This window comes from Leptothrix toolikensis (SeqCode) (assembly GCF_057922285.1).
This window is the reverse complement of record NZ_JBYSVC010000004.1, coordinates 1-18,560: the sequence shown is the minus strand read 5'-3', so window position 1 is coordinate 18,560 and position 18,560 is coordinate 1. Positions and strand designations below refer to the sequence as shown.

Annotated in this window: 18 protein-coding genes, 1 tRNA gene and 1 other RNA gene; 14 read left to right on the top strand and 6 right to left on the bottom strand. The window is 57.3% G+C overall.

From position 1 onward, the window contains the following. Positions 1 to 6: 6 nt before the first annotated feature. Genes ccoN through AC3VI7_RS01285 form a run of 3 tightly spaced genes read right to left on the bottom strand, consistent with a single transcriptional unit; the run spans position 7 to position 4,082 of the window. Positions 7 to 1,449, bottom strand: a complete 1,443-nt coding sequence (ccoN, locus tag AC3VI7_RS01295; protein WP_489668727.1) for a cytochrome-c oxidase, cbb3-type subunit I — start codon at positions 1,447 to 1,449, stop codon at positions 7 to 9. A 56-nt stretch (positions 1,450 to 1,505) separates the two neighbouring features. Continuing rightward, entirely contained in the window at positions 1,506 to 1,676 is a 171-nt protein-coding gene (ccoS, locus tag AC3VI7_RS01290; protein WP_489668726.1) for a cbb3-type cytochrome oxidase assembly protein CcoS, read from the bottom strand. A 9-nt stretch (positions 1,677 to 1,685) separates the two neighbouring features. Continuing rightward, positions 1,686 to 4,082, bottom strand: a complete 2,397-nt coding sequence (locus tag AC3VI7_RS01285) for a heavy metal translocating P-type ATPase (RefSeq protein ID WP_489668725.1) — start codon at positions 4,080 to 4,082, stop codon at positions 1,686 to 1,688. A gap of 74 nt (positions 4,083 to 4,156) precedes the next feature. Here AC3VI7_RS01285 and AC3VI7_RS01280 point away from each other — a divergent pair, with 74 nt between their 5' ends. The 14 genes from AC3VI7_RS01280 to AC3VI7_RS01215 all read left to right on the top strand — a co-directional run bounded on the left by AC3VI7_RS01280 (position 4,157) and on the right by AC3VI7_RS01215 (position 15,908). Beyond that, entirely contained in the window at positions 4,157 to 4,630 is a 474-nt protein-coding gene (locus AC3VI7_RS01280) for a DUF192 domain-containing protein (RefSeq protein ID WP_489668724.1), read from the top strand. An 83-nt stretch (positions 4,631 to 4,713) separates the two neighbouring features. Next, complete coding sequence (locus AC3VI7_RS01275) at positions 4,714 to 6,447, top strand: nitrite/sulfite reductase (RefSeq protein ID WP_489668723.1); 1,734 nt, start codon at positions 4,714 to 4,716, stop codon at positions 6,445 to 6,447. Further along, entirely contained in the window at positions 6,444 to 6,971 is a 528-nt protein-coding gene (locus AC3VI7_RS01270) for a DUF934 domain-containing protein (RefSeq protein WP_489668722.1), read from the top strand. The genes AC3VI7_RS01275 and AC3VI7_RS01270 overlap by 4 nt, the downstream gene beginning before the upstream one ends. Beyond that, positions 6,968 to 7,693 carry a phosphoadenylyl-sulfate reductase gene (locus AC3VI7_RS01265; protein ID WP_489668721.1) on the top strand — a complete coding sequence of 242 codons (726 nt, stop codon included), beginning with the start codon at positions 6,968 to 6,970 and terminating at the stop codon, positions 7,691 to 7,693. Before AC3VI7_RS01270 ends, AC3VI7_RS01265 begins: the two co-directional genes overlap by 4 nt. A gap of 30 nt (positions 7,694 to 7,723) precedes the next feature. Further along, positions 7,724 to 8,695, top strand: a complete 972-nt coding sequence (gene cysD / locus AC3VI7_RS01260) for a sulfate adenylyltransferase subunit CysD (protein ID WP_489668720.1) — start codon at positions 7,724 to 7,726, stop codon at positions 8,693 to 8,695. Between the two features lie 11 nt (positions 8,696 to 8,706). Then, positions 8,707 to 10,017 (top strand): sulfate adenylyltransferase subunit 1, encoded by a 1,311-nt coding sequence (locus tag AC3VI7_RS01255; protein WP_489668719.1) that lies wholly within the window; start codon positions 8,707 to 8,709, stop codon positions 10,015 to 10,017. A gap of 112 nt (positions 10,018 to 10,129) precedes the next feature. After that, the gene (gene fdxA / locus AC3VI7_RS01250; protein ID WP_489668718.1) at positions 10,130 to 10,453 is read left to right on the top strand and encodes a ferredoxin FdxA; all 324 of its coding nucleotides are present in this window, start codon (positions 10,130 to 10,132) and stop codon (positions 10,451 to 10,453) included. A gap of 15 nt (positions 10,454 to 10,468) precedes the next feature. Next, complete coding sequence (locus AC3VI7_RS01245) at positions 10,469 to 11,554, top strand: NAD(P)/FAD-dependent oxidoreductase (RefSeq protein ID WP_489668717.1); 1,086 nt, start codon at positions 10,469 to 10,471, stop codon at positions 11,552 to 11,554. Between the two features lie 50 nt (positions 11,555 to 11,604). Next, positions 11,605 to 11,680: transfer RNA gene (locus tag AC3VI7_RS01240), tRNA-Asn, on the top strand. An 81-nt stretch (positions 11,681 to 11,761) separates the two neighbouring features. After that, positions 11,762 to 11,860: signal recognition particle sRNA small type (gene ffs / locus AC3VI7_RS01235), an RNA gene on the top strand. A gap of 191 nt (positions 11,861 to 12,051) precedes the next feature. Further along, positions 12,052 to 12,381: a thioredoxin gene (gene trxA / locus AC3VI7_RS01230; RefSeq protein ID WP_489668716.1), complete on the top strand. Its 330-nt coding sequence runs from the start codon at positions 12,052 to 12,054 to the stop codon at positions 12,379 to 12,381. A 154-nt stretch (positions 12,382 to 12,535) separates the two neighbouring features. Beyond that, positions 12,536 to 13,798 carry a transcription termination factor Rho gene (rho, locus tag AC3VI7_RS01225; RefSeq protein WP_489668715.1) on the top strand — a complete coding sequence of 421 codons (1,263 nt, stop codon included), beginning with the start codon at positions 12,536 to 12,538 and terminating at the stop codon, positions 13,796 to 13,798. 95 nt (positions 13,799 to 13,893) lie between these two features. Continuing rightward, the gene (locus AC3VI7_RS01220) at positions 13,894 to 14,154 is read left to right on the top strand and encodes a type B 50S ribosomal protein L31 (protein WP_489668714.1); all 261 of its coding nucleotides are present in this window, start codon (positions 13,894 to 13,896) and stop codon (positions 14,152 to 14,154) included. Positions 14,155 to 14,381: 227 nt separating this feature from the next. Further along, entirely contained in the window at positions 14,382 to 15,908 is a 1,527-nt protein-coding gene (locus tag AC3VI7_RS01215) for a hypothetical protein (protein ID WP_489668713.1), read from the top strand. On the opposite strand, the gene AC3VI7_RS01210 is transcribed toward AC3VI7_RS01215, so the two are convergent. The 3 genes from AC3VI7_RS01210 to AC3VI7_RS01200 form a co-directional block, all read right to left on the bottom strand. Further along, on the bottom strand, positions 15,898 to 16,806 hold the full coding sequence (locus tag AC3VI7_RS01210) for a polysaccharide deacetylase family protein (protein ID WP_489668712.1): 909 nt from the start codon (positions 16,804 to 16,806) through the stop codon (positions 15,898 to 15,900). The genes AC3VI7_RS01215 and AC3VI7_RS01210 overlap by 11 nt on opposite strands. Positions 16,807 to 16,822: 16 nt before the next feature. Then, the gene (locus AC3VI7_RS01205; RefSeq protein ID WP_489668711.1) at positions 16,823 to 17,866 is read right to left on the bottom strand and encodes a bifunctional UDP-4-keto-pentose/UDP-xylose synthase; all 1,044 of its coding nucleotides are present in this window, start codon (positions 17,864 to 17,866) and stop codon (positions 16,823 to 16,825) included. A 12-nt stretch (positions 17,867 to 17,878) separates the two neighbouring features. Then, positions 17,879 to 18,560 (bottom strand): formyltransferase family protein (locus tag AC3VI7_RS01200; protein ID WP_489671369.1); only part of this gene is annotated, 682 nt, incomplete at its 5' end.

The window sequence follows — 18,560 nt, the reverse complement described above, 5'->3', positions numbered from 1 at the left end:
TTCACTTCAGGCGTGGGCGGCGACAGCCGGAATACGCACAGGCTCAGCCTTGCCATTGCGGATCGTCATCACAACGTTCCAGCCCATGATGCACATACCAACGACGTACATCAAACCACCCACCAAACGCAAGGCGTGGAACGGCACAGTGGCTTTCACGCTTTCAACAAAGCTGTAAACCAATGTCCCATCAGGATTGATAGCACGCCACATCAGGCCCTGCATCACACCAGAAATCCACAGTGCAGAGATGTACACCACCACACCAATGGTTGCGATCCAGAAATGCATTTCGATGGCACGGACGCTGTACATCTCGGTGCGACCAAACATGCGCGGGATCAGGTAATACAGCGAGCCGATCGAGATCATGCCCACCCAACCCAAAGCACCCGAATGCACGTGACCCACGGTCCAGTCGGTGAAGTGCGACAGCGCGTTCACGGTCTTGATGGCCATCATCGGGCCTTCAAACGTGGACATACCGTAGAACGACATCGCCACAATCATGAACTTCAGGATCGGGTCGTCGCGCAGCTTGTGCCAAGCACCGGACAACGTCATGATCCCGTTGATCATGCCGCCCCAAGAGGGAGCCAACAGAATCAGCGACAGAACCATACCCAGCGACTGGGTCCAGTCAGGCAGAGCCGTGTAGTGCAGGTGATGCGAACCAGCCCACATGTACGTGAAAATCAATGCCCAGTAATGGACGATCGACAGGCGATACGAGTACACCGGACGCTGAGCTTGCTTGGGGATGTAGTAATACACCATACCCAAGAAAGCAGCCGTCAAGAAGAAACCCACCGCATTGTGGCCATACCACCATTGCACCATGGCGTCTTGCACACCGGCATACACCGAGTAGCTCTTCGTCAGGCTGACAGGAATCGCAGCGCTGTTGAAGGTATGCAGCAAAGCCACAGCCAAAATGAACGCAGCGAAGAACCAGTTGGCCACATAAATGTGACGCACCTTACGTGTACCAATGGTGCCAAAGAACACCACAGCGTAAGAGATCCAAACCACTTCGATCAGCAAGTCAATCGGCCATTCCAGCTCGGCATATTCCTTGCCTTGCGAAATGCCCAATGGCAGAGTGATCACGGCCAAAATCAGCGCAAGGTTCCACCCGATAAAGGTGAACATGGCCAGTTTAGGCATGAACAAGCGGGTTTGACAGGTCCGCTGAACCACGTGGTAGCTCGTTGCGAACAACGCACAACCACCAAAAGCAAAAATCACCGCGTTGGTATGTAAGGGTCGCAAGCGACCAAATGACAACCATGGGACGCCGAATGTTAATTCCGGCCAGACGAGCATCGACGCCACAAAGGCCCCGACTGTCATCCCAATGATGCCCCAAAACACGGCAGCCACGGCAAAAAGCCGGACTGTCGTGTCGCTGTAAACCGACTCTGTGGTCGGCAGTGTGTTACTCGCCATCGATCAACTCCTCGGAAGGTTCTCCATCCTTGTGCGGCTGAATTTTCTTCAGCCCCTTATAAGCGAGGTTGATTCCCATCAACTCCGCCATCATTACTCCACAAGATTCGCTCGCCCTCACGCTCAAGGTCATCGAATTGGCCGCTTTTGACAGCCCATGCGAAGACACCCATAACGATCAGAACCAGCAAAACTGAGAGTGGAATGAGCAAAAACAAAATATCCATCAGGACCTCTCACACCGATTGAGGCCTTGAAAGGCCCGCAACATCGATATCTTGGGACGGCGACACCGCCGCCGCCACATCGGCGTCAGAAGAAGATCGTGCTAAACGCAAAGCGTTGAGCACCACTCCCAACGAACTGAGGGCCATACCCACACCGGCCAAAAAGGGTGACAACCACCCCACCATGGCCAAGGGCACCCCAATCAGGTTATAGGCCAGAGCCCAGCGCAGATTTTGCCGCACGACTCGTATCGTTTTACGTCCGGCACGCACCAAGACGAGGACATCCAACAGGCGATTCGACAGCACAACCACATCGGCACGGGCTTGAGCCAATGCAGCCCCCGAACCCATCGCGACAGAAATATTCGAACGGGCCAAAACTGGGGCATCGTTGATGCCATCACCGACCATCACCACGACAGCACCTGCCGCTTGCAATTGCTCAACGCGCTCAAGCTTGGCCTGCGGGGTACAAAGGGACTGCACCCGATCAGGATCAGTGATCCCCAACTTGGCGGCCATCGCATCCACACATCCTTTGTGATCTCCAGACAACAGATGCACTGCCAATCCAGCTTGACTCGCTCGCTGAACCAGTTCTATCGCATCAGGCCGCAAGACTTCATCGAATTCAAAGCGCGCCACAGGCACCCAAGATCCTTCGATTGGCTCAGAAGCCATGGCCAACCAGACTGAAGGACGATCCAACAGCTCTTGATGCGACCCGCCACACCAAGCCATGGACCCCAGCCGCCAATGAAGACCCGAACCAAGACGTGCTTGTAAACCACAGCCCGGCTCTTCACGCACATCAAGCCAAAGCTGCGGATCAACATCGGCACAAACCACTGAACTTAACGCCCGTGATAGCGGGTGATGGGAATATGCCGCCAACTCAGAGGCCAAACGGGTCACGGCTGCTTGATCCCATCCAGCATGCAACATGGCAACAGGCCCCAAGGTCAGTCGATCCTCGGTCAGGGTGCCGGTTTTATCAATCACCAAGTGAGTCGCCCGCGACAACACTTCCAAAGCATCCAGACGTTGAACCAAGATGCCGCGCCGTGCTAGCTCGCCGGTGGCCGCCAACAAGGCCACAGGTGCGCCCAAGGACAAAGCACAAGGACAAGTCACCACCAAAACAGCCACGGCCACCCAAACGGCTCGGGTCGGGTCAACGGTGTGCCAAATAGCCCACGCCAAAGTGGCGGCCAGAAGAACACCCCACAGAAAAGGCCCCGCCAAGCGTTCGGTGCTCTGAATGAATGCAGGCCGCTGCATCAAGGCCCGTTCAACCAACTCAACGATCTGTTGATAGCGGGTATTGGCCCCTAACGCCCCGACGCGCATCACCACGGGCGAGCCCAGATTCAAACATCCAGCCGCCACATCTTGGCCAGGACCACGCTCCACAGGGACGGACTCACCTGTCAGCATGGACTCGTCCACTTGTGTCCGGCCTTCAAGCAAGACACCGTCAGCGACAAAGGCTTGGCCCACTTGGATGCGCAGACGGTCGCCGATCATGAGGCGACCCGAGGGCACCAACTCACTCTGCCCGGCCACATCCAAGCGCTCTACCGTATCCGGCAACCGACGCATCACGGCATCCAGAGATTGCGCGGCACGATGCCGTGCCCGTGTTTCGAGCACGCGCGCGCCGAGCAAAAACGCTACAAACATGGCCAAAGAGTCAAAGTAGACCTCATGGCCCATGACCCCTTGGGGATCAAAGGTAGCGATGGAACTGGCCACAAAGGTGACAGCGATCCCGATGGCAACCGGCACATCCATACTGATGTGCCGCTGAAGCAGCGAGCGCCAAGCGCCTTGAAAGTACGGCCCAGCTGCAAATAGCATCACCGGCAGCGTCAGTACCCAACTGGCCCAATGAAGCAATTTGGCGGTATCTGCGGCGATCTCATCCGCACCGCCCACATAAAAGGGCGCAGCGTACATCATGACTTGCATCATGCAAAATGACGCAACAAACAAGCGCCAAATGGCCTGCCGAGCCTCGCGCATGGCCAAAGAAACCGCTTCCGCACCGGTATCCGGGAAGGCACCATAACCGGCGCTACGGACAGCCTTGATCAAAGCGGAGGGCTGTACGGTGGCGGGAGCCCAAGTCACGATGGCGCGCTGAGCAGAGCCACTCACCTCGGCAGCAAGAACACCCGGGAGTCGCATCAAGGCGGACTCAATCAGGCCCGCACAAGCGGCACAATGCATGCCACTGATGAGCAGTCTGGATTTGCCGACGCGCTCACCACTCTCGGCGGTTTGCCATTGCGTGTACGCCTCCAAGCTTGCTGCGTCGTCCAACGCCGCCACTTGGGTGGGCGTGAGCGGCTCAGGCAAGAGGGTAGCTGTGCTATCTGAAGGGCAACCTTGTATCGTCATGGATGCGGCAGGAGCCGCCCCACGCGGTCCACCCGAGATCGGTATTCTTTGGTAATTTCTTACGATTCAGGATGATGCGGATCAATACCACCCAACTTCGTTGCATTGTCACAACATTCTTGTGGGCATTCGCTCTGGAAGCGGCCGCTCAAGGCGACCCCACAGCCCACCCAGCAACCCCAATGCAAACAGCCCGACTCAGGGCGGGCATGCACTTGATTCAAGCCGAAGTCGCACAGTCTCCCGAGGAACGGCAAAAAGGGTTGATGTATCGACCGCAGCTAACGGCCAACAACGGCATGCTCTTTGCTTTTGAGTCCGATGGCGTCCATTGCTTTTGGATGAAGAACACCTTGATTCCTTTATCCATCGCGTTTCTTGGCTCGGACGGCACAATCATTAACGTGGCCGACATGCAACCCCAAGATGAAACGTCCCACTGCCCAAAACACGCTGTTCGTTTTGCCCTAGAGATGAACCAAGGGTGGTTCAAGCGTAAGGGCTTCAAAGCTGGCGACAAGCTTGATGGCCGCATCTTTATGCCTTAAAAGTATATCCATCTCAGAAATCTGTATTTCTCAAACATAAGACTCCTTCGTACAGTGGTGGCACCCCACACAGTGCCCACCAGATGTACCGCTACACCGACTTCGATCGACACTTCGTCCATGCGCGCGCCGCTCAATTTCGCGATCAACTTGAGCGCAATCTCAGCGGTGCCCTGTCTGATGACGAATTCCGGCCGCTTCGGCTCCAAAACGGCTGGTACGTCCAGCGCCACGCACCCATGCTGCGTGTGGCAGTGCCTTATGGTGAAATTTCCAGCCAGCAACTGCGCACGCTCGGACGGATCGCCGCCGAGTTTGATCAAGGGTTTGCGCACCTCACCACGCGTCAGAACGTCCAGTTCAACTGGATCCCCCTGAATCGCGCTGCTGACGTGATGGATCGTCTTGCCGACGTGGACATGCACGGCATTCAAACCTCGGGCAACTGTATTCGCAACACCACCAGTGATGCCTTGGCCGGTATTGCGGTGGACGAAGAGGTCGATCCACGTCCTTACTGCGAGTTGCTGCGTCAATGGAGCACGCTTCACCCCGAATTTGCCTTCTTGCCCCGCAAGTTCAAAGTTGCGGTCACGGGGGCGAGCGAAGACCGAGCGGCTATTGCTTGGCACGACATCGGCCTGCAAGTGCGCCGCAATGAGGTGGGCGCGGTCGGTTTTCGTGTTTTGGTGGGCGGCGGCATGGGTCGCACACCCATCATCGCCAGCGAGATTCACGCTTTCGTGCCCTGGCAGCAAATCCTCGTCTTCATCGAAGCGATTGTTCGGGTCTACAACCTCTACGGTCGGCGCGACAACGCTTATAAAGCGCGCATCAAGATTCTCGTCAAAGCCGAGGGCCAAGCCTTTGTCGATGCAGTCAAGCTCGAATTCAAGCAATTGCTGATACAAGATGGCGGCGCGCATCTCCTGAGCCAACAAGAACTCGACCGGGTCAGCCCGTCGTTCCTACCGCCAGTGGGCCTGCATGTCACCGCCGACAGCGAAGCGTCAGCGACCACCACCACCGCCACCCCACAGCTGACACGCTGGCTGAGCCGCAACGTCCACCCCCATCGCTGGGCAGGCTATCGAGCGGTGACGCTTTCGCTTAAATACCCGGGCCAAGCCCCGGGCGATATCACGGCGGAACAAATGAACGCAGCCGCTGATTTGGCGGATCGTTTCAGTCACGGCGAACTGCGCATCACGCATGATCAAAATCTGCTGCTACCGTGGGTGCGAGTCACGGATTTGGCGGAACTCCATGAAGCGGCCCGGGCCCAACGGCTGGCACACCCCAATATCGGTTTAATCACGGACATGATCACCTGCCCAGGTGGTGACTTCTGCGCCTTGGCCAATGCACGTTCCATCCCTGTGGCCCAAAGCATCACAGAACGCTTTGAAGATCTGGATACCTTGTTCGACCTCGGCGACATTGATCTACACATTAGCGGCTGCATGAATTCCTGCGGCCACCATCACACCGGCCATATCGGCATTTTGGGGGTCGATAAAGATGGCAGCGAGTGGTATCAAATCACTTTGGGCGGCTCGGATGGATCGACCCTGTCGGGCGCACCTGTGCCCGGCAAGGTGATCGGACCCTCCTTCGCCGCCGAAGAAGTTCCTGATGCCATCGAAGCCTTGCTAGAGGTCTACCGTGACCGACGCAGCCAAGGCGAAACGTTCATTGATACCTTACGCCGTATAGGCAGTGATGAATTCAAGCGCCGTGCGCACACGACGCGGACCGTGACCACGGCAGCCACGACCCTTGCCTCTCCACGCCCCACCGATCTCGTGACGCCATGAAGTACATCCACGCCACCACCGATGCTTGGTCCCCTGCTGCTGGCGAAGATGGCCCCATCTCGCACCCCAGCCCAGCACCCCACCGACTGCTGACTGCCGCACAGTGGCACGCGGTACGCGAGGATTGGCCCACCAGCGTCACGACGGGCTTGAGCCTAGACAACACGTTTGACGTTCTCAGCCTCGCTGCTGATGTCAGCCGCATCGCCTTGGTGGTCCTGAACTTTCCCAAGTGGATGGATGGTCGTGCCTACAGTCAGGCTTATCTGCTGCGCACCCGACTTGGCTTTCAAGGTGAAATCCGTGCCACGGGCGAGGTTTTGATCGACATGCTGCCCCTGTTGCACCGCACCGGCTTTGATGCGGTGCAATTGCGCCGTGAAGGCGACCAAGCTGCGGCGGAGCGCGCACTGTCCTTCTATATCGAACATTACCCGCAGCATTACCAGAACGATGCGTGGTCCCATGCGGCGGCCTTTGCCTCGAAGGACAAAGACGATGCATCCAAAGGGGCGCAAGCATGAGTGCCATTGAGCTGTACGCCCGCCCCACGCCCGGATTCGAAGAGCGCCTCGCTGCCACGACCACCACCCTCCAGAAGGCTGCCAAGCAGTTCGGCGGCAGCATCGTCCAAGCCACCAGTTTGGGGGCCGAGGACATGGTGATCACCGACTTGATCGCCCGCCATCATCTGCCTATTGCCTTGGGCACCTTAGAAACCGGGGCGCTACACGCCGAAACGGTGGCCTTGATCGGGCGCATCGAAGCGCGCTACCAACTGCCCGTCGAGGTCTATCGCCCGATTGAAACGAGCGTGATCGAGTTCGTGCAGAAGCATGGCGAGAAAGCCATGTACCACAGCATCGCGCTACGCAAAGGCTGCTGCGGTGTGCGCAAACTGGAGCCGTTGGCGCGCATGTTGCAGGGCCGCAGTGCTTGGGTCACGGGTTTGCGCCGCGAGCAATCGAACGCACGCGGTGAGGCCAAAGCCATGGAAACCGATGATCATGGCCGTGCCAAAATCAGCCCCTTGGTGGACTGGAGCTGGAACGATGTCTGGCACTACATCTCGACGTTCGAGGTGCCCTACAACCCGCTGCACGACCAGTTCATGCCCAGCATCGGCTGCGCACCCTGCACCCGCGCCATCGCGGTGGGTGAAGACTTCCGCGCCGGACGCTGGTGGTGGGAAGACGAAGCGGCCAAGGAATGTGGCCTGCACGTCGCCCACGCGTCCCAAGGCTGAGGCTCGACTCGGCAACCGATAGAACAAGATATGAATGCCTCGACACCCATGACCAAACTGCTCCCTGACGTGGATCATCGCCACCTCGACGCCCTAGAAGAAGAAGCCATCTTCATTCTGCGCGAAGTGGCTGGTGCCTTCGAGCGCCCCGGCTTGCTCTTTTCCAGCGGCAAGGACTCCTGCGTCGTGCTGCATCTGGCCGAGAAAGCCTTTAAACGCAAGATATCCAAGGTGGGCGAGCGTCCCACCTTCGCTGGCAAACTGCCCTTTCCGTTACTGCACGTCGATACCGGCCACAACTTCCCTGAAGTCATCACCTTTCGCGATGCTCGCATCAAAGAGATGGGCGAACGCTTGGTGATCGGTCACCTCGATGACTCCATCCAGCGCGGCACGATTCGCCTAGCTCACCCGCTGGAGTCGCGCAATGGTCACCAGACTGTCACCCTGCTTGAGGCGATCGAAGAGCACCGCTTCGACTGCCTGATTGGCGGAGCACGGCGCGACGAGGAAAAAGCCCGCGCCAAGGAACGCATCTTTAGCCACCGTGACAGCTTCGGTCAGTGGCAGCCTAAGGAGCAGCGCCCGGAACTCTGGAACCTGTTCAACACCCGCATCAAGCCGGGCGAAAACTTCAGAACCTTCCCGATCAGCAACTGGACCGAGCTCGATGTGTGGCTCTACATCGCCCGCGAAAACATCCCCCTGCCCAACATTTACTACACCCACCCGCGTCAAGTGATGCGCCGCAAGGGCCTGTTGGTGCCATTGACTGAGGTCACACCGCCCTTAGCGGGTGAAACCATCGAAACCGTTGATGTGCGCTTTCGTACCGTCGGTGACATGACATGCACTTGCCCGGTCGAGAGTCTGGCCCGTAACACCGCCGATATCGTTGCCGAAACGCTGCAAGTCACCGTTTCAGAACGCGGGGCCACCCGTATGGACGACCGCACCTCTGAGGCCTCGATGGAGCGCCGCAAGAAGGAAGGCTACTTCTGATGAGCACCTTGATGAATACCTCCGAACAGTCAGCACAACATCTCGATGCCAACACTGAGCTGGCTCACAAGGCGCTGCGTTTTCTGACCGCCGGCAGTGTTGATGACGGCAAAAGCACGCTGATTGGCCGACTGCTGTTCGACAGCCGAGGCATCTTGGCTGATCAGCTTGACGCGCTCGAAAAGCGCGCGGCCGGCGCGCCGATTGATCTGTCCCTGCTGACCGATGGATTGGAAGCCGAGCGTGAGCAAGGCATCACGATCGACGTGGCGTACCAGTATTTCGCCACCAAGAAGCGCAAGTTCATCATTGCCGATGCCCCCGGTCACGAGCAGTACACCCGCAACATGGTGACCGCTGCGGCCGGTTCGGATGCCGCCGTGGTGCTGGTGGACATCACCAAGCTCGACACCCGCGTGGCCGAGGTACTGCTCCTGCCGCAGACGCGCCGCCACAGTCTGCTGGCGCGCCTGCTGCGCGTGCCGAGCATCGTCTTCGCGATCAACAAGCTCGACGCCATTGAGGTGGGCACCGAAGGTGCATTCAACGCTGTGGCCACAGCACTGACCAAGTTTGCGGTCGAAGCGGGCATCACGGTCAAAGGCATCGTGCCAGTGTCGGCGCTGCGCGGCGATAACGTCGCCACACCCTCCGCCAACTGGCCTTGGTACAGCGGCCCAACGCTGTTGCAAATTTTGGAAGGTTTGCCGGTCACCGATGAAGCGCACGACGGCAATCTGCTGGTACCCGTGCAATATGTCGCCCGCGACGACGGTGAAGGTACGGGTCATCAACATCGCGTTATGTGGGGTCGTATCGCCCACGGCAGCGTCAAGGCCGGCGACACCGTCGCTATCTTTCCGAGCGGCGAAACAGCCATCGTCGCTGGCGTGCGCCACGCCGGTCTTGACGTGGACAGCTGTGAAGCGGGCCAGTCGGCCGGCATCGTGCTGGACCGTCAGGTGGATGTGTCGCGTGGCGACTGGATCTTCACCCCCGGCAGCGCACCGACGACGCAAGAATTTGAGGCCACCTTGGCTTGGCTTGATACCGAACCCGCTGTGGTAGGGCGCAAGTACTGGGTGCGTCATGGCAATCGCTGGGTGCAGATGCGTATCACAGCGATCAACCATCGCCTTGACATCCACACCTTGAACAAAGTCGAAGCCCACCAACTTGCGGTCAATGAGATCGGCCATGTGCAGATTCAGACTCAGCAGGCCCTACCTGTCGAGGCGTATGCAAGTAACCGCATTGGCGGCGCATTGATCGTGGTCGATCCAACCACCAACCGCACCAGTGGCGCGTTGCTGGTCGCTTGACCTACATCAAATCGATGCCCGGTGCCTTAGCTCGTAGAATGGCATCCTCCTTTTATTGGCGCAGGTGCGAATTCCATGTATTCGCGCTTGCTTATTTTTTGAGAGTCCTTTCATGACCCACGTTGTCACCGAAGCATGTATCCGCTGCAAGTACACCGACTGTGTGGATGTTTGCCCCGTCGATTGCTTCCGGGAAGGTCCCAATTTTCTTACCATCGACCCGGATGAATGCATTGACTGCGCGGTGTGCATTCCCGAATGCCCCGTCAATGCCATCGTCCCCGAAGAAGATGTGACAGCTCAACAAAAGCTCTACATCCAGCTCAACGCCGATCTGGCCAAGACATGGCCCAGCATCACCAAGCGCAAGGCGGCCTTGCCAGATGCAGACGCTTGGAAAGACAAAACCGGCAAACTCAGCGAACTGATTCGCTGATCTCGTTGGATCGACATGGCAGAACCAGCCGGCTCGATCATCGAAACCGATGCTGTCATCATCGGGGCCGGGCCGGCAGGGCTGTTTCAGGTTTTCGAGTTGGGCCTCCTCGGCATCAAGGCGCATGTCATTGATGCGCTGGAACAACCCGGTGGACAGTGCTCAGAGCTGTATCCGGACAAGCCTATCTATGACATTCCCGGCATCCCCGCATGCACCGGTAACGAGCTGATCGCCCGCCTGCTAGAGCAGATCAGGCCTTTCAGCGCCCCTTTCCATCTCGATCAGACGGTGACCACGGTCACACATCAAACCGATGGTCGCTTTTACGTCGAAACCAGTCGAGGGTCCCAATTTCTAAGCCGGACCCTGTTCGTGGCTGCGGGTGTGGGTGCCTTTGAGCCGCGCAGACTCCCTGTCGATGGCCTAGAAAAACATGCCAACACCCAACTGTTCTATCAAGTACCACTGCGGCCTACCTCGCTTTTCGCGGGCCAACGACTGGTGGTTGTGGGCGGGGATGAAGAAGCGCTCGACTGTGCCTTGCGTTTTGCCCAATCGGGTCCCGAACAAGCCGCTTCGGTGACCTTGATTCATCGACGCCATGACATCAAGGCCACACCAGCCAAGCTACTCCGCATGCAAACCGTGTGTGAGCAACGGCAGATGCAGTTCATGGCGGGACAAATCACGGGATATATCGAACACGAGAACCGCCTCCAAGATCTGATCGTCACTCAGGCGGATGGAACTGACACCGTGCTTCCGATCGATCATCTGCTGGTACGGCTGGGGCGATCACCCAAGCTGGGCCCGATCGCCCACTGGGGGTTGAACCTAGATCGCAAGCAGATCCCTGTGGACACAGCGCACTTCGAAAGCAGTACCGCAGGTCTGTTCGCCATTGGCGATATCAGTACGTATCCGGGCAAAAGGAAGCTGATCCTGTGCAGCTTCCATGAAGCCACCTTGGCCGCCTTCGCTGCGATGCGTTATGTGTTCCCGCATCAGGAACCAGCTCCCCTGCTCTACACCACGTCCAGTCCTAAACTTCACATGTTGCTGGGCGTCCATGCGACTGATCTTGAAAAAGATGCTTGATTCGCTTGACAAGGCTCCATTATCGCAAATACAATCAAATTCTTAATTGATCCCTGATAGCTCAGTCGGTAGAGCGACGGACTGTTAATCCGCAGGTCCCTGGTTCGAGTCCAGGTCAGGGAGCCAAATTTATAAAAGCAGCCAAGGCTGCTTTTATTTTTTGCCTTAGTGGCAAATATTTGTTTGTTTACCGTTAAAATGCCGCCTGACGGGCCCCCTCGCATGGTGGCGCGGCCAATCGGGTCAGGTCGGGAACGAAGCAGCCCTAACTGATAGCTGTCAGTGCCGAGGTTAAGGCTCGTCAACCCACAAAATTCATCGGTCTGCAAAGAGTTTCAGTCTCATTCGCACAAGAATACCAAACCGTGCATATTTTTCGGCTTGTTTGGTTTCGAATCCACTGAAGCACCTTCGGATCCGTTTGTTCGTGCCACAATCAAGCACGCACAGGGGCTGCTGCGTCTTGCGGCCTGTGTTTATCCACGGAAATTAAACATATGAGCAGTGATCTCATCAAGAACGTCACCGACGCCACTTTTGACGATGAAGTCATCAAGTCCGGCCTACCCGTACTGGTAGATTACTGGGCGGTTTGGTGTGGCCCCTGTAAGCAAATTTCTCCCATCTTGGACGAATTGGCGGGTGCCTACAAAGATCGCGTTAGCATCGTCAAAATGAACGTCGATGAAAACAGGGTCATCCCCTCGAAATACGGCATTCGCGGTATTCCGACTTTGATGGTCTTTAAAAACGGGGCCTTGGTAGCAACGAAAGTTGGAGCCGTGACCAAAGCTCAGCTCTCCACGTTTATTGATAGCAATCTTTAAATTGCCATCAACGCCCCTTGATAAAAAATCAAGGGGCGCTTGTTATTTAACATATTTTCATCCTCTGATCTTCTAAAGATCTGTCCGCCATCAAATAATCACCTAAAGATATTTTCTGTGATACGCAGTTAAGTTCTTTGGAATCGATCAGTCTATGCACCTTTCAGAACTCAAGGTCAAACACATCTCCGAACTGGTCAGAATCGCTGAACCACTAGAGATTGAAAACACAGGTCGTCTGCGCAAGCAAGAGCTGATGTTTGCCATCATGAAAAAGCGCGCCAAGCAAGGTGAGCAAATTTTTGGCGATGGTGTTCTCGAAGTTCTTCCCGATGGATTTGGATTTCTTCGTTCGCCAGAAACAAGTTTCTTGGCGAGTACCGATGATATTTATCTTTCGCCCAGCCAAATTCGACGTTTCAATCTCCACACTGGAGACATGATTGAAGGCGAAGTCAGGGTGCCCAAAGATGGGGAACGTTATTTTGCTTTGGTTAAGGTGGACCGTGTTAATGGTTTAACGCCCGAGGAAAGCAAAAACAAAATCATGTTCGAAAACCTGACACCGCTCTTCCCACAAGAGCAGTTCAGACTCGAACGTGAAATTCGTAATGATGAAAATATCACCAGCCGCATCATTGATTTGATTGCGCCCATCGGCAAAGGCCAGCGCGCTTTACTCGTGGCACCGCCCAAAAGCGGTAAAACGGTGATGATGCAGCACTTGGCTCATGCCATCACGGCCAACCATCCCGATGCACACATGATCGTGTTGTTGGTGGATGAGCGTCCCGAAGAAGTCACGGAAATGCAACGGACCGTGCGTGGCGAAGTCATCAGCTCCACTTTTGATGAGCCCGCAGCACGTCACGTTCAAGTGGCCGAAATGGTCATTGAGCGCGCCAAACGGTTGGTCGAGTTGAAAAAGGATGTCGTCATCCTGCTCGATTCCATCACCCGCTTGGCTCGCGCCTACAACAACGTGCTCCCATCCTCCGGCAAAGTGTTGAGCGGTGGTGTGGATGCCAACGCCTTGCAACGCCCGAAACGCTTCTTCGGTGCCGCACGCAATATCGAAGAAGGGGGCTCTTTGACCATCATCGGCACCGCCCTGGTCGATACCGGCAGCCGCATGGATGAAGTCATCTACGAAGAGTTTAAGGGCACCGGCAACTGCGAAATCCATTTGGATCGTCGCATGGCCGAGAAGCGCGTCTATCCGTCGATCCTGCTGAACAAGTCGGGTACCCGCCGCGAAGAGCTGCTGCTAAAGGCAGAGATCCTGCAAAAAACGTGGATCTTGCGCAAGCTGCTGTATCCCATGGATGAAATTGCAGCGATGGAGTTCATCCTTGACAAGATGCGTTCCACCAAAACCAACCACGACTTCTTCGACATGATGCGTCGTGGTGGCTAAGAATCTTTGCCGCGTATAATGCGCGGTTTTCCGCTATCGGCAAGTGCGATGCATTGGGCATCGTGGCTGTTGGCTACTCAGCGTGAGGCGACCCCATGAAAGACGGAATTCATCCTAATTATCGCGACGTTTGCTTCGTCGATCTGTCCAACGGTTTCAAGTTTGTGACGCGTTCGTGCGCGCACACCCGCGAAACAGTCAAGATGGAAGACGGTCGCGAACTGCCGCTGTTCAAGCTGGAAACCACCAGCGAAACACATCCCTTCTACACGGGCACGCAAAAGAGCGTGGACAGCTTGGGCGGACGTGTCGAGAAGTTCCGCAACAAGTTTGCCCGCATCAGCATCAAGAAGTAACCCGGACACCATCTGGTTATTGCTTCAAAAGGCAGCCTCTGTGGCTGCCTTTTTCATTGAACCCCTTGATGAGTGTGAACACACTTCCTAATCCAGCTGTCGTTGGGCAACGAGCCGCTCGTCAACTTCCGCGTGTGGCGCTGTACCTTTTGTGTTTGGCCTATGTGGTTCCTGGCCTGTTAGGTCGCGACCCATGGAAAGCGGCGGACATCAGCGCGGTGGGCCACATGCTGGCCCTCTTAAAGGGTGAGACATCGTGGCTTTCACCCGCCATCGTGGGCTTTCCTTCAGACGGCAGTGTCTTGCCCTACGGCCTGGGTGCGCTATGCATGCAATGGCTGGGGCCAATGCTGGGTACGGCCTTTGCAGCGCGGCTGCCATTCGCCTTACTGCTGATCGCCACCCTCACCCTCACGTGGTACGCCACGTACTACCTAGCCCGCTCCGAGGCGGCCCAACCCGTCGCCTATGCCTTTGGTGGCGAAGCCCATCCCATTGATTACGCCCGAGCCATTGCCGATGGCTCAGTACTGGCCTTGATGGCCGCTTTGGGCTTGTTGCAATTGGGGCATGAGACCACGCCTGAGTTGATGCAGCTTTTCGCTGTGGCGCTCTTGCTCTACAGCTTGGCCGTCAGCCCCTACCGACCCATGGCAGCGCGGTGTACCTTGGTCGCGGCACCCGTTATTTTGGCAGCCAGCGGAGCCGCCTCCACCGCTCTGTTGCTGACGCTGGGCAGCGCAGTGATTGCCTGGAAATCCAGTGCCGCTCCTTTGCAAAAGCTTCTGCCTTGGATTGCTATCGCGGCCCTTGCCTCCTTGGGTACCGCCACGCTGTGTGGTGCGTGGATCGTGCGCTTGGCCATCACACCTACCACGGTGATGGCTTTTCCAAAATTGCTGATCTGGTTCGCTTGGCCCGTTTGGCCGCTGGCCGCGTGGACCCTCTGGCGCTGGCGCTTTCAGCTCAACCGCCGCCATATTGCCCTGCCTTTGGTGGTGGTGTCCATCATGCTCAGCACCAGCTTGAGCATGGGCAATTCAGACCGAGCGCTGATGTTGGCGCTGCCCGGCATGGCCGTGTTGGCCGCATTTGCCTTGCCAACCTTGCAGCGCAGTGTTTCGGCCGCTATCGACTGGTTTTCGGTTTTCTTCTTCAGCTTTTGTGCGCTAACCATCTGGGTCATTTATCTCGCCATCCAGACGGGCATTCCGAAGCAGCCGGCGGCCAATGTGGCCCGATTGGCCCCTGAATTCATCAGCCAATTTGAGCCTTGGTCACTGATCTTGGCCTTGCTGGCCACGGCCACTTGGCTCTGGTTGGTGCGCTGGCGCACCGGGCGACATCAGGAAGCCCTTTGGAAATCGCTGGTTCTGCCGGCCTCGGGGGTGGCGCTCAGCTGGTTGCTACTGATGACCTTGTGGCTGCCACTGCTCGACCACGCACGCAGCTACCGTATGCTGATTGAGCGGGTGGCACAGCACATTCCGGCCCATGCTTGTGTCGTCGCCCTTGACCTGACACGTGGGCAGACCGCCGCCTTGCAATTCTTCGGCCCCGATTGGCATGTGGTCGCCCACTCAAGCGTCGAAGCAGCCCAGTGCCCGTGGCGCATTCAAAGCGTGTCCATGCGCCACACCTTGGCCGCCGCCCCCACAGGTTGGCGATTCGTCCATCGGGAGCGCCGCCCGACAGATGATGAAGAATCCTTGGCCATTTATCGTCACTCGACAACGTCCCACCCTACACGCTGAGCGATAAGGGTACCGCCAGCACGCCACTGCGCCCCAGTACCTGACCTTGTCCCACCTGACAGCGCGGCAAAGTCTTGGGGTCAAGGGTCGATGCAAGCTCACCGAGCGAGGTCAAACCATGGCCTTGTACCTGCCATCCTTGGATCAGACGTTCAAAAATGGGCAGCCACTTCTGCCCTTCCAGCTCGGCGTGCAGGGTGTAGACCTGATCTTGCTCTCGGTCTTGGGTCAAGCGCAGCAAGGCACGCTCAACGTTGCTCACATCCCAACCATCCCGGCCGATCAACTCGTCCAGCGTCGGCAAAGTGGTCGGCAATTGCATCGGCCCGATCACCTTGCCCGCAGCATCCACCGGCAGAAATGGGGCTGAACCCCGGGTATCGGAGGCCAACGTGATGCCAAAGTGGCTCTCCAGGCGATACGCTGCTTCGTTCATTTGCCAACCCGCCGCGCCATGGATGTGCGCCGATTCACCAAAGATCTCGGCATAGCGCTGCGCTGCATGACCCAGCTCACGGTGCGTCCAAGCTTCATTGGCCGCCGCTACGCCATCCTGCCAACGCACGTGATCCCACGTGTGGATGCCGGTCTCAAAGCCGGCACGGGCAACGCTGCGCAGCAAGGTCGCCTCGCGGCGACCGATGTCGGGGCCCGGCAGCAGCGTGCCGTACATCAAAGTACGCCAGCCGTAATGCTCAACCACCGACGTGCGTGCCACCTTGCTGAAAAACCCGGGCCGGAACACTCGCCGCAACGCCCGTCCGGTGTGATCGGGACCCAGACTGAACAGAAAAGTGGCTTGAACGCCTCGGCGCTCCAACCACTGCGCCAAGGCCGGCATGCCTTCGCGCGTGCCACGCCACGTATCGACATCAATCTTGAGTGCGATCCGTGCCATGCCGCCGTCTCCCGCCTCAGTCGTTCAAATGTGAAGCAGCTTCGAGCTGATCACGATAATGGTCGAAGATCCGCACCAAGGCCTCAGCCATCGACACCTTGGGCGACCAAGCCAGATCAGCACAGGTGTTGTCGATCTTCGGTACCCGGCGCGTGACATCTTGGTAGCCGGCACCGTAATAGTCCCCTGAAGATATTTCGACCAAGGCCACCCGCGCGGCTTGCTCTTGATACTCGGGACGTTGCACCGCCAAGGCCAGCATCATGCCCGCCAGCTCACGCACCGAATGGTTGTTGCCCGGATGACCAATGTTGTAGATCTGGGCACAGGCCTTGTTCTCCGGGTTGTGCAAAATGGTCATCAAGGCATCAATGCCATCGTCGATATACGTAAAACAACGCTGTTGATGCCCGCCATCGACCAATTGGATCGGTTCACCCCGCACGATATGGCCTAAAAACTGGGTGATGACCCGGCTTGAACCTTCCTTGGCGGTATGCAAACTATCCAGGCCCGGTCCGATCCAATTGAAGGGTCTGAACAAGGTGTAATTCAAGCCTTCTTGCTGACCATAGGCATGAATGACCCGATCCATCAATTGTTTGGCCGAGGCATAAATCCAACGGGGTTTATTGATCGGGCCACAGACCAGCGGTGAGGTGTCCGGATCAAAAGCCTCGTCTTGGCACATGCCATAAACCTCGCTGGTGCTCGGAAAAACCAGCCTTTTCTTGTATTTAACGCATTGCCGAATCACCGGCAAGTTGGCTTCAAAATCCAACTCAAACACCCTTAATGGCTCTCGAACATAGGTCGCAGGTGTGGCAATGGCCACCAAGGGCAACACCACATCGCACTTTTTGACGTGATATTCGATCCACTCCTTGTTGATGGTCAGATCACCTTCAAAGAAATGAAAGTTCGGATGGTTCAGCCACGGTGTCACGCGGTCTGAATGCATATCCATACCGTAGACGTGCCAGTCGGTGGTTTCGATGATGCGACGGGTCAGGTGGTGTCCGATAAAACCGTTGACACCCAAAATGAGAACTTTCAGCATGGGTGGGATTATCTATCCTGCCCATGCAGTGAGTCTTTTGTGCGCGCCCCAACGCCGCAGCCCATACGCTGCATCCCAAGGCTCACCATCGAGCGTGCAAGCCAAGACCTGCAATCGCCCACCATCCGCCGCATCCAAGATGAGACCCCGTGCATCATCCGTGGCCCAGCCGACCGATAGAGCGGGTTGGCAAGGCCCAGCACCTGCGGGCGCAAGGATGTGCGTGCGCAACACCATGAGACGCCGGAGCTGGCTGCTCACGGGGTCCAAGACATCCACGAAGGCCCCCGGATACGGCGGGGCCACCGCACGCACCAAGTTATGCAAAGCTTGTGTGCCCGCATCCACAGGCAGACGACCATCCTCCGGGCGACGCCCGCCGAAGTACGCCCCTTGGCGCAGGTCTTGGGTTTTCAGCACAGCGGTTCCAGCCAACAAAGCCGGCAAAGCGCGCATCAGCACCATCTCCGCCACCACCACCACCTTGTTAAACACCTGATGCGCGGTGTCATCCCTCAAGATGGGGACCGCCATTTGATCGACGATCGGGCCGCAATCCGGCTTGGAGTGCATGAGATGCAGCGTCGCCCCGGTTTCGTGCTCACCGTGCAGCACCGCCCAATTGATCGGCACCCGCCCACGGTACTTCGGCAAGAGCGAGCCGTGCATGTTGTAAGCCCCCAGCCGCGCCAAA